We start from the raw sequence: 11,593 nt of genomic DNA, 5'->3' as shown, positions 1-11,593 counted from the left end.
AAAACTAATGTTTTATTGTCTATTTTGTTTTTTATCAAATCACAACAAAACAATTCCTTTTTGTGAATATTGAATACCAATTATAGCAAAATAACCCTATTTTGTAAAATGCAGTGAATGGGTTAGCTAATAATGCAATATTTTAAACATGATTGTCGGTTTATTTTTTTGAACAAAAATAGATCCCAATCACAATGAATACTATCGAAACAAGATGAAAATAGGCAACTTGTGTATGTAAAAACACAATACTGAAAATGCCGGCTGACAAGGGGATGATGTGAGTATAAATTTGCCCTCTCGTTGCACCAATTTCAACTATGCCTTTATTCCAAAACAAATAAGATAGCCAAGATGCAAAAATAGCAATATAGAGTAAACCAAGCAAAAAATTGGGAGTCGCATAATGCGCTAAATTAGTCACAGGATAAAAATAAAAATACACTAATGCAATAGGCAGTAATATTGCTGAACCTAACAGAGCACTGACAGTCACAAAAGCGTTACCTGATATTGATTTATCTTTTAACCGCAAAAATGCGCTATAACAAGCCCAACTCATTGCTGAAGCCATTGCCCACAGATCCCCTTTATTGATATTACTAAGTTCACTTAAATTGGCTAGATTTCCTTGTAAAATCAAATAAATTACACCAATGGTACTAAATAAAACTCCTATAATATTATTTTTTGAAATCGTATCATTAAATAATAATTTATTCATAACCAACACCATACATGGTGTTGCCGAAAGGTAAATTGAGGCATTAAGCGATGAGGTATATTGTAATCCAATATAAAGTGTCAAAGGGAATAAAATTTGCCCAAAAATAGCGAGCAAACATATCGGCCAAATTGATTTTTTAATTTTAAGCAGATCATGACAGAGTTGTTGGTGATATAAACACAATAATAACAGTGCAGTGATAATCCATCGACCTTCAGATATTACCATAGGATCGGCTTGTGTAACTAAAACGCGCCCAACAACATAATTTCCGCCCCAAAAACAAGCTGCTAATGTAAGCAATAAATATGGCATAGTAATACCCTAACATTAGAATGAAGATACGATGGTTTTTAATACCATTATATACCTAAAATTAACAAGAAAATAACCAATTTAAAAACAAATACTGTGTCTATTTTTATTCATTTAATTTCATTAATTTGTTCAATTTGCAACGACAATAATAACTTAACCTAGAATCCTTGTTTGTTATCCTTTAAAATAATTAAATTAAAACTGATAAGGTGATCCCTATGCGCTGGAGAGACCAAAGAGAGAGTGATAATATTGAAGATCGTCGTTCGCAATCAGGAAGTGAAATGGGAACAAAAATCCCAATTGGAGGTAAAGGCAAAGTTGTTCTATTTATTGTGGTGTTAGTAGCGGGCTATTATGGCGTTGATTTGACTGGTTTGCTAAATTCAAGCCTAATTGATACCAGTAATACCGAGCAAAATTCCAATCAATATTCAATTGACGATGAAGATGCCGCTAAATTTACATCCGTCATTTTAGCCAGTACTGAAGATTACTGGCATCAAGAATTTCAACGTTTAGGTAAAACCTATACGCCACCAAAATTAGTACTTTACAAAGGTACAACAAGAACATCGTGTGGCACTGGGCAAACCTTTATGGGGCCATTTTATTGCAGTATTGATAAAACCGTTTATCTCGATATGTCGTTTTATCAAGAGATGAAACAGCGACTTGGCGGTGGTGGCGATTTTGCTCAGGGCTATGTGATTGCGCACGAAATTGGTCATCATGTACAAAATTTGCTGGGAACATTTAGCCAAGTTGAGCATTTAAAACAGGATCAATCAGCAATAACGAATAATCAATTATCCGTTAAGTTAGAACTGCAAGCCGATTGTTTTGCTGGCATGTGGGGCAATGCAATGCAGCAACAAAACCGACTAGATTCAGGTGATATTGAACAAGCCTTAAACACGGCAAAAGCTATTGGCGATGATCGCTTGCAACAACAAAGCGAAGGATATGTGGTGCCCGATAGTTTTACACACGGCACATCTAAGCAACGTTATACTTGGTTTAAACGTGGGTTTGATAGCGGTGCAATTAATGAATGCAATACATTTGCCCAATAAGGAAAGAATATGCTAAATAAGCTAGTTAACCGCGTTTTATTAGTGAATGATGACGGATTTGATGCACCGGGCATTAAGCTATTGCACGAAATCGCAAAGCAAATAGCCCACGAGGTTTGGCTTGTTGCGCCAGCGATAGATCAAAGTGGTGTATCGTGTTCGGTAAGCTTAAAATCGCCATTTAGAGTTACTCAGCGTGGTAAACACGAATTTGCCGTTTATGGCACACCTGCCGATTGTGCGTTATTTGCGATTAAATATTTGATGGCGGATCATTTACCTGATCTTGTGCTATCGGGAATTAATAATGGTTCGAATGTAGGCTTTGAAACAGTCTTATCTGGCACGGTTGGTGCGGCAATGATGGCAATGACGTTGGGCATTCCTGCGATTGCTTTAAGTCAAGTAACCAGTGAAGATAATCAGCCAACTAATTGGGATTGTGCTAAGCACCATGCACAATCAGTTATTGCTAAATTACTTTCATTATCGGCTCCGAAAAATATCTGCTTTAATGTTAATTTTCCTGCCTGTGCGGCACATCAAGTTAAAGGTTTGAAAATAACCAAACAAGGCGATAGCGATGTAAGTCGTTTTGTAGTGATGCCAACCCAAGATCCCGAAGGTAATGATTACTTTTGGTTCAGAGCTAAACGTAATTTGCAAATAATTGATGAAAATAAAGAACTTGATGCCACTAATGCCGACTTTATTACCATTACACCATTGAGTTATGAAAGGACAGATTATGCCTTTTATGAAAAACTGTTAAACACATTTGATATTTAATGGTTTCCGAGGCTTCGTCTTTCTCGCATTTGGGAAAGACGAAGTTACATTTAATAATCTTTTCGTTGTTAATTCTTTTGTGGTTAATTATCTAGCTGATTACTCGCCTTTCAGCTGCTTTACTGTTTGCATCTTTCACCAATGCACAAAATAATAATGATATCGCAACCATAACTAACGCAATCCAATAGATAACCTCATGTCCATAGGCTTCTGAGACAAATCCTTGCAACATTCCAGCGATAATTATGCTAAAGACAACACCATTATTAAATAAAGTTGAAGCCACTCCCATTTGAGTTGGCAATAAGTCCTGAAAATAGATAATGCCAATATTGGCCACAATCCCAATAAATAGCGCGTTAAATAGCTGTAATGCTAATAATGCGGATTTATCTGTGCAAAAAATAATACCAATATAAAAAATTAAGCCACAGATAATCGCAATAAAAAACAGATTTCGTTTGCCTAAATAAGGCACTAAATATCCTGCAATGATCATAACGGGGATTTCAATACCCGCAGCAAGCCCCATTAGCATCCCTGGCAATGAATCAGATAGATGCAATACAACATCCACATAAATCGGCATATCGATGATATACATCATGTTTGCTGTCCACATAAATACGGTGGATAACAATAAGCAAAGCACATTCCTGTTTTTCCAAATTGGTTGATTTGCCGCTTGTAGCTCTGTTGCGCTATTGAATTGTGAAGTGGGATTTTTTGCAACTGAAGGTAAAAAAATGGCAACAAACAGCATCGCGACTATAAACATGCTCATGGCGGTTAAATACATAACCGTAAAGCCAAATTTAACGGCTAAACCAAATGAAATTGGCGGGCCAAACACCCAAGCTAACGAAAGTTGAGCACGAATAAGTGAATTAAAGGCCACAACATTACGTCCCGTTTTAACCGCATATTCGCGCGCTAGGGCAAAAATTTGTGGCATAGCAGCAGACGATAACGCAGCAAACAGCACCCCAAGGGTGATTAACACCAAATAGTGACGTGAAAAGGCAAAGATGACACTGTTAGCAATACCCATTAAACAGCAGAAAATGACAATATAACGCCTGTCACCCTTTTGGTCGGAATATTTAGCCAATAAAAAACTACCCACAATGCTCGCTAAAGCATTAATCGAGAAAAAAAGCCCTACTAAACGTGAATCAACATTGACTTCAAAAGTTAAAAATCGACTTAATGTGGGGGATTGTAAAGCACCTGCAATACCAACAATAAAAGTGGTCACTAAAAAAGCAAAAAAAATAGTACTTTGCTTTTGACGAAACGAAGTTTCATGAACCATAAAAACCCTCCATTAGGTTGTTTTTTTAGATTATATACTGAATATCGACATAAAAGTAAGATGAAAAACCTATCTATTAAGTAATAAACTAACTATTAGTAATAATCTTTACTATTAACTTATTGAATAAAATTAATTGTAATAAGTAAAAAATTCACATATAGTTTTATTCATCCAATGAAAGGAATATTATAAATAAATGGCTTATGATTTAACAAAAAGACTTGTTATTGGTCTTGCATCTAGCGCACTTTTCGATTTAGAAGAATCAGATAAAATTTTTCGAGAAAAAGGTGATAAAGAATATCGAAAATTTCAAAGAGATAAGGAAAATGAACCACTCAAAGAAGGCGTAGCTTTTCCTTTTATCAAAAGATTATTATCTTTAAATGTTTTATCTCCATCACTAAATGATCCATTAGTAGAAGTAATTTTATTATCAAGAAATGATCCTGACACGGGACTAAGAGTCATGAAATCAATTGAACATCATCAATTAAACATGACAAGGGCTGTTTTTTTGCAAGGATCATCACCATTGAAATACATTCCAGCTTTTGATATTGAATTGTTCCTATCTGCAAATTCTTTTGACGTAATTCAAGCGATAAAGGCGGGTTATCCCGCAGGTAGAGTAATTGAAAATAATATCACAGATGATGATTCCAAAGATTTAGAACTTCGTATTGCATTTGATTTTGATGGTGTAATAGTTGATGATGAATCAGAAAGTATTTATCAAATTACACAGAATTTAGATGATTTTCATGATAATGAAAGAACTAAGAAAAATATTCTTCATAATCCAGGTCCACTAAACAAATTTATTCGTCGGCTAGCTGAAATACAAAAATTAGAACATAAAAAAATTGAACAAGATACAAATTATAAACCAATATTAAAAACAGCTATTGTAACAGCCAGAAGCGCACCTTCTCATGAAAGAGCTATATATACTTTGAGAGATTTAGGAATTGAAATTAACGAAGCATTTTTTCTAGGAGGGATTGAAAAAAATAAGGTCTTAGAAATCATGAAACCACATGTCTTTTTTGATGATCAAGAATCTCATTTAGAAAAACCTTCCCAAATTTTACCATCAGTACATATTCCATTCGGCATTACGAATAAAAAATAAGATATTTACAATAAAATTTATTCAAATATTTATTTCCAATTATGCTCTCAGTTTATAAAGAGAGCATAATTTTAAAACAGTAAACAACAACCCTCTCCCGAAATTCTATTCCAGTACAGCGACAAGTTTTAGATTCCTATAGCCTACTTACAATTCGATTAATTAAGATAATTATATAGTTACTATAAAATTAATTCTCTATTGAAATAAGAACATGGGTTTTCAAACGCTTTTTATTGTTCAATGAGTTTTAATTTAGCAATAACAGGAATATGGTCACTGACTAATGGCCAACTTATGCCGTTCCACTCTTCGCCATTATTAGGAATAACTAATTTTTCTACATTCCAAATTTGATTACGACTAGTAAAAATATGATCAAGATCTAATCCAGGATTACCCGCTGGCCATGTTCTTGTATCCACATTTTCTTGTTTAACTAAGTTCCAATATTTTTCAAATTCTTTCACTACGCGATCATTTTTTACTGAATTAAAATCACCAAGTAGTAGCATTATACTTGATGCAAGGTTTGGAAACTCATCATCCAAATCAAGATCATCAAAAACAATGCTATTAATAAATCTAGCCTGCGACATTCTTACGTCATCTTCTTCGTGCCAATCAAAGTGTGTGTTAAACACATAAATAGGTGAATCAAAACCTGGTACATTAATTTTACTTAACATGAGTATTCTTTGTTCAAAATTACCCGAAGGTAACGGAAATACTTTAGTTTTCTCGATTGGATATTTGGATAAAATTGCATTACCGTAGTTGCCCCCTTTCATCTCTGTTGCTTTACCAAAGACATAATACATTCCTGCTTTTTCAGCAATAATTTTTGCTTGATCTAAATTATCACTACGTGTCGTGTTTTGATCAACTTCCTCGAGCGTAACTATATCTGCACCCATTGCTTTAATTGCTTTGGACACCAAATCAAGATCAACTTTGTGTTTTCTTAGTCCGCCAGCGATATTAAAGTTAGCGATGGTTATTTGAGGTTGTTCATTTTTTTCATAAACTTTATTGGGCGAACTGTAATATTGTGTTTCAACTAAGTCTGTAGATTCTGTAGCTGCACTAAGACTTGGGAACAGTGAAAACATTCCAATTAAACTCAATACAAAAATATTCTTTTTCATAAAACTTTCCTTTTATATATAAAAATTTGATAAAGTTTGACCATATTAAGATTAAAGGGAATTTACTTTTTAAATTGCGATCATTATCACAAATAACAATTTATAAGATAAAGTTAAAGCATTGAGTCTTATATTTTGTTAAACGATATTAAAACCATGTAGTGCAACACGTTTTTTTAATTTCTGTAACAATTTTGATCCTTTTAATTCCTACAGCCTTAGTATTCCAAGAACAAAATTATCGACTGTTTTATGTACAATAAGAGAGGGTTAATGTCGAATAAAACGGATAACAATTAACTCGTCTATTTAATGTAGACTACTCACCTTACTCGGCAGAACTTAAGTAAGAAAAATAATAATATCAATTAAGATTTGGCAAAAAAGTTTGAAAAATCTTGGAGAAAAGTTGCAGAAAAATATATGATTGAGCATAAAAAGATGTTTTTGTTGATTTTTGATAGTTTTTAATTTTAAAAAACTAAGTTACTAATCCACTCTTTTTGGTGTATAAAAACAAAAATGATTTCCTTTTTTATTTTTTGGCGTACAATCAAAATCATCCCAAAAACGAGGTAACGTTATGTTATATAATAACAAATATATGTACCACGAACATCATTTCCATGAGTGTTGTCATGATAACTGTCAAAATCTGGCGCATAATCATACACCTTTATCTCATGAGCTAAATTGTCATCAAGATTCAACGCATTGTTCTGGTGGCGATACCCATACGACTAGCCCCAAAAATGAGTTTGATGATCCTTCCGATGACCCCGACAGGCAAAGCAATCAAACTAAATTAACTTGGAAAATAAAAGGCATGGATTGTGCACACTGTGCGCAACAAATTGAAAACAGCTTAAAAGCGTTACCCAATATTAACCAAATCAAGATGGTATTTTCCACCGAAAAATTAGTGGTGTTTATTCCGCAAAAGAATGAACAAACCATTAAATTGATTGAAGATAAAGTAACTGAGTTAGGTTATAAACCTATTTTTGAATCATCCCCCGAACATTCTCATCATCATAAGCATTTCCATAGCTTTGATAAAAAAGTATTAATCCCTTTAGGGGGATTAGGTGCTTTAATTGTGGTGAGCTATATCCTTTTATTATGTAATCAAAACGTTGGCAAATACACCTTTATAGTGACGGCAATTGTTGGGTTAATTCCTATTTTAAAAAAAGCGGTGGTTTTAACGCGCAGTGGTACACCATTTGCGATTGAGTCGTTAATGAGCGTGTCAGCTATTGGTGCTTTATTTATTGGTGCAGCCGAAGAAGCCACCATGGTCATTTTTTTATTTATGATTGGTGAAATGCTAGAAGGTGTTGCAACAAGTAAAGCAAAAAAAGGCATTTCCTCGCTCGCTCAGCTCATGCCAGAAGAGACTGTAATAATCATTGATGGAGCACGAAAAACCGTTGCCAGTCATAGTTTAAAACCCAATGATATTATTGAAATTTCATCAGGAGGGAGGTTGCCTGCTGATGTGATTTTGATGAGCGAACAAGCCAATATTGATGAAAGCGCATTAACTGGCGAATCCATTCCGGTTAATTATCTTTCAGGCGATAAGATTTTGGCTGGTTCGCTGGTGGTTGATAATACAATTCAACTTAAAGTGGTATCAGAAGTCGGGCAAAATGCAGTTGATCGCATTTTACAAATGATTGAAGATGCCGATGAGCGCAAAGCACCTATTGAACGTTTTATTGATAAATTTAGCCGTTATTATACACCTACAATCGCCTTATTTGCTTTATTGGTGATTGTTTTGCCACCTTTGTTACTCAATGCTGATTGGTATACTTGTTTTTATCGTGGCCTGACATTGTTATTAATTGGTTGTCCTTGTGCACTTGTGATTTCAACCCCCGCGGTAATAACATCTGCTCTGTCTAATGCGGCAAAGCAAGGTGTGCTAATTAAAGGCGGTGCAGCGTTAGAGCATATTGGTTCGGTTAAACTGGTTGCGTTTGATAAGACAGGTACCTTAACTGAAGGTAAACCACAAGTAACCGATGTGATTTCACAAGATATTTCAAAAGAACAATTATTGACACTGGTTGCCTCGGTTGAAAGTGGTTCGCATCATCCTATTGGTAAAGCTATTGTTGATTATGCCTTACAAAATCAGCTAAGCATTAATCAGGCCGATAATCGTAAAGCAATCGCGGGGATTGGTATTCAAGGGGAGATTGATAATCACACTTTTTATATTGTTTCGCCAAGCAAAGTTGCGACCGTTTCAACGCCTTTAAATGATGAACACGCTAAAATCATAGCGGAGCTTGAAAGTGCCGGTAAAACCGTGGTGGTTGCGGTAGCAAGTCAACAACTGATGGGCATTATTGCTCTTCAAGATATGCTGCGGCCTGATGCAACGACGACAATAAATGAACTTAATCAGCTTGGTATTAAATCTTTGATGCTAACAGGTGATAATGCGCGAGCAGCTAAAGCTATTGCCGATAAGTTAGGTATGGATTACCGCGCTGAACTGTTGCCTGCCGATAAGTTGATTGCCATTGAAAAGATCCGAAACACAACGTCAATTGCTATGGTGGGCGATGGTATTAATGATTCACCAGCCATGAAAGCCGCAACAGTGAGTATTGCCATGGGGAGTGGCACAGATGTTGCGCTAGAAGCTGCCGATGCCGCATTAACTAAAAATAGCTTGCTAAGTTTGCCCAAGTTAATTCGTTTAACGCGTTTTGCACGTCGTAATATTAAACAAAATATTACCATTGCATTGGGAATTAAGCTCGTGTTTTTGGTGACCAGTTTGTTTGGCTTTACTGGGCTATGGCTAGCAGTGTTGGCTGATTCAGGCACGACTGCGATTGTTACCGCTAATGCGCTTAGAGTTTTAAAATTTAAAAATAAAAGTTAAAAAATTGTTTACTTAAACTATTCCGCTTGTAACAAGCGGAATAGTTTTTTAAATAATATTTTGGTTATTACTCATCAATTCTTAATGATATTTCGCCACCAATATGGGCATGGATTTTACCGTTTTGTTCTAGTAATAAGGCACCTTGATCATCAATGCCTTTTGCTATTCCACGAATGATATTATTGCCAATTAATAGTTTTACTGGGCGATTGGCAAAGTTATCTAGTCTATTCCAATCATGAATAAATGGCGCTAAACCATGTTTTTCAAATTCGATTAATTGTCTTTTTAAGACTTTGGCGACTTGTGCAACAAGTAAATTACGATCAACGTTACCTAAATTAGCCCATTTTTGGTTAACTATGTTGGTATCGGGGTTTGTCATGGTTAGATTGACGCCAACACCAATCACAACATGGGCACAGTCGCCGGTTTTACCCGCGAGCTCAACCAAAATACCGGCCAATTTTTGATCATTAAGATAAAGATCATTTGGCCATTTAACTTTAATGTCTTGACCTGATAATGTACGTAAGATGTCGGCAATGACAATACCAACAACTAAGCTCAGCCCCATTGCCGCCGCTATGCCTTGATCTAATCGCCAATACATTGAAAAATATAGGTTAGTTCCAAAAGGTGAAAACCATTTTCGCCCACGCCTTCCTCTCGCTTTTGATTGAAATTCAGCCACGCAGCAGTCGCCCGTTGTTAATTGACCTATTCGATCAAGTAAATATTGATTGGTTGAATCAATAATCGGTAATATTTCACAGTGACTATTTGACTGGTAATACTGGTCTATTTTTGCTTTATTAAGCAAATTAAGAGGAGATACCAAGCAATAACCTTTACCTTGCACAGACGTTAACGCTATTCCCCACTCACGCAGTTGTTTGATATATTTATTAATACCAGCACGTGTTATGCCAAATATGGTTGCCAATTCTTCCCCTGAATGGAACTGACCATCGGCTAGTATTTCAATTAATTTAAGTGGATTTTTGTAGCTGCGCATTCGTTCCTCTTTTTTTAGCTAATAAGATAACGAAGTATAACGAAATTATAGCAAAACTAACAAATAAATAGGTATTACTTGTTTTATCCATGATGAATGCAATCACCGCAGGAGCAACTAAGCTTCCTAACGTGTTGGTTAATAACATTGCTTGATTCATAGCCACAATATTTTGCTTCTTAACACACGAGCAAGCCCAAGCCATGGATATGGGATAAATGGTGTAAATCGTTGCACCTAATAAGATAATTGCCAACGCATCTAACCAATTGAATATAAGCATGATACATGCGGCCAACATGAGCAGCGATTCAATTAGCAATACAACTTGACGCCCAAATTTGTCGGCACACCAGTTGGCTGGCATTTGTGCTGCCACACCAGATAAAATAAGTAAAATCATCCAATTAGCAACTTGAATATCACTATAACCCAAGTTTGAATAATAAACTGGCAAGAGTGAATATAACGATCCAATTAACATACCGGCAATAACGCACCCGGTTAATCCAAGCCGAGAGGGTTTATTTAATATCATTGGCATAATATCAAAGCTGCTTTTTTTTCTTTTTGGTAATTTATAATGTGTACGCAAAATAAATAAAATCGCTAGCCCCATCAGTAACATAATAACCAATCCAAAATACAAGACATCTTGTGGAAAATACTGTAACAAAGCTTGCCCCAAAACCGTGCCTAAATAATAAGTGGTTAAATAAACTGCAAGCATTTTCCCACGTGTATGCACTGGACCGGTGAGTAATATGCAACTTTCAATCACCACCCAAGTGACAGCGCATGCAATGCCAATAAAAAAGCGCCACATTACCCAGCTATAAAAATTCATTGAAAAACTTAAACCAATAGTTGCAATGGCAAAAATAATGCAACTGTAGGTATAAGTGTGGCGAGCATTAAATTTACTAATAAACCAATTGGCAAAAACGGTACCAATCAAGTTACCAGTAAAATAGCTTGATCCCACAAGACCAATTTGCCCAAGCGAAAACTCATTACGCACTAGCCACAATGGCACTTGCGTATTGAGAGCTGATAACGAGATAGTCACAAAGAGTAAACTCGTTAATAAAATAGGAAATGAATACGAATGTTTCATAATGTTATCGCATATAATTTATGGGTTATAATT

9 protein-coding genes are annotated in these 11,593 nt (G+C 35.3%); 4 read left to right on the top strand and 5 right to left on the bottom strand.

Annotated elements, in window-relative coordinates; genetic code table 11:
• Window positions 1–160: 160 nt before the first annotated feature.
• Window positions 161–1,042, bottom strand: a complete 882-nt coding sequence (locus A9G22_RS07400; RefSeq protein WP_075508614.1) for a DMT family transporter — start codon at window positions 1,040–1,042, stop codon at window positions 161–163.
• A gap of 221 nt (window positions 1,043–1,263) precedes the next feature.
• Here A9G22_RS07400 and ypfJ point away from each other — a divergent pair, with 221 nt between their 5' ends.
• Both ypfJ and surE read left to right on the top strand, forming a co-directional pair.
• Window positions 1,264–2,121, top strand: coding sequence for a KPN_02809 family neutral zinc metallopeptidase (ypfJ, locus tag A9G22_RS07395; protein ID WP_075508613.1), 858 nt, complete (start codon window positions 1,264–1,266; stop codon window positions 2,119–2,121).
• A 9-nt stretch (window positions 2,122–2,130) separates the two neighbouring features.
• The gene (gene surE / locus A9G22_RS07390) at window positions 2,131–2,910 is read left to right on the top strand and encodes a 5'/3'-nucleotidase SurE (RefSeq protein ID WP_075508612.1); all 780 of its coding nucleotides are present in this window, start codon (window positions 2,131–2,133) and stop codon (window positions 2,908–2,910) included.
• A gap of 91 nt (window positions 2,911–3,001) precedes the next feature.
• Here the strand turns inward: surE and A9G22_RS07385 are convergent, their stop codons facing one another.
• The gene (locus tag A9G22_RS07385) at window positions 3,002–4,228 is read right to left on the bottom strand and encodes an MFS transporter (protein WP_075508611.1); all 1,227 of its coding nucleotides are present in this window, start codon (window positions 4,226–4,228) and stop codon (window positions 3,002–3,004) included.
• A gap of 199 nt (window positions 4,229–4,427) precedes the next feature.
• On the opposite strand from A9G22_RS07385, the gene A9G22_RS07380 reads away from it, so the two are divergent.
• Entirely contained in the window at window positions 4,428–5,366 is a 939-nt protein-coding gene (locus A9G22_RS07380; protein WP_065585916.1) for a 5'-nucleotidase, read from the top strand.
• 233 nt (window positions 5,367–5,599) lie between these two features.
• Here the strand turns inward: A9G22_RS07380 and A9G22_RS07375 are convergent, their stop codons facing one another.
• Window positions 5,600–6,514, bottom strand: a complete 915-nt coding sequence (locus A9G22_RS07375) for an endonuclease/exonuclease/phosphatase family protein (RefSeq protein WP_065585917.1) — start codon at window positions 6,512–6,514, stop codon at window positions 5,600–5,602.
• Between the two features lie 583 nt (window positions 6,515–7,097).
• Here A9G22_RS07375 and A9G22_RS07370 point away from each other — a divergent pair.
• Window positions 7,098–9,422, top strand: a complete 2,325-nt coding sequence (locus tag A9G22_RS07370; protein ID WP_075508610.1) for a zinc/cadmium/mercury/lead-transporting ATPase — start codon at window positions 7,098–7,100, stop codon at window positions 9,420–9,422.
• A 67-nt stretch (window positions 9,423–9,489) separates the two neighbouring features.
• Here A9G22_RS07370 and birA read toward each other — a convergent pair whose 3' ends face one another.
• Window positions 9,490–10,443, bottom strand: coding sequence for a bifunctional biotin--[acetyl-CoA-carboxylase] ligase/biotin operon repressor BirA (gene birA / locus A9G22_RS07365; protein ID WP_065585919.1), 954 nt, complete (start codon window positions 10,441–10,443; stop codon window positions 9,490–9,492).
• Window positions 10,418–11,560: an MFS transporter gene (locus A9G22_RS07360; protein WP_075508609.1), complete on the bottom strand. Its 1,143-nt coding sequence runs from the start codon at window positions 11,558–11,560 to the stop codon at window positions 10,418–10,420. The genes birA and A9G22_RS07360 overlap by 26 nt, the downstream gene beginning before the upstream one ends.
• Window positions 11,561–11,593: the final 33 nt, after the last annotated feature.

It is taken from the genome of Gilliamella sp. App2-1, from assembly GCF_001690255.1.
Lineage (GTDB): Bacteria > Pseudomonadota > Gammaproteobacteria > Enterobacterales > Orbaceae > Gilliamella > Gilliamella apicola_G.
This window is presented reverse-complemented; position numbering and strand designations above follow the sequence as displayed.

Excerpts from the sequence above, each read along its gene's own strand:
- A9G22_RS07400 (WP_075508614.1), bottom strand. The coding sequence starts at position 1,042 with ATGCCATATTTATTGCTTACATTAGCAGCTTGTTTTTGGGGCGGAAAT.
- ypfJ (WP_075508613.1), top strand. The coding sequence starts at position 1,264 with ATGCGCTGGAGAGACCAAAGAGAGAGTGATAATATTGAAGATCGTCGT.
- surE (WP_075508612.1), top strand. The coding sequence starts at position 2,131 with ATGCTAAATAAGCTAGTTAACCGCGTTTTATTAGTGAATGATGACGGA.
- A9G22_RS07385 (WP_075508611.1), bottom strand. The coding sequence starts at position 4,228 with ATGGTTCATGAAACTTCGTTTCGTCAAAAGCAAAGTACTATTTTTTTT.
- A9G22_RS07380 (WP_065585916.1), top strand. The coding sequence starts at position 4,428 with ATGGCTTATGATTTAACAAAAAGACTTGTTATTGGTCTTGCATCTAGC.
- A9G22_RS07375 (WP_065585917.1), bottom strand. The coding sequence starts at position 6,514 with ATGAAAAAGAATATTTTTGTATTGAGTTTAATTGGAATGTTTTCACTG.
- A9G22_RS07370 (WP_075508610.1), top strand. The coding sequence starts at position 7,098 with ATGTTATATAATAACAAATATATGTACCACGAACATCATTTCCATGAG.
- birA (WP_065585919.1), bottom strand. The coding sequence starts at position 10,443 with ATGCGCAGCTACAAAAATCCACTTAAATTAATTGAAATACTAGCCGAT.
- A9G22_RS07360 (WP_075508609.1), bottom strand. The coding sequence starts at position 11,560 with ATGAAACATTCGTATTCATTTCCTATTTTATTAACGAGTTTACTCTTT.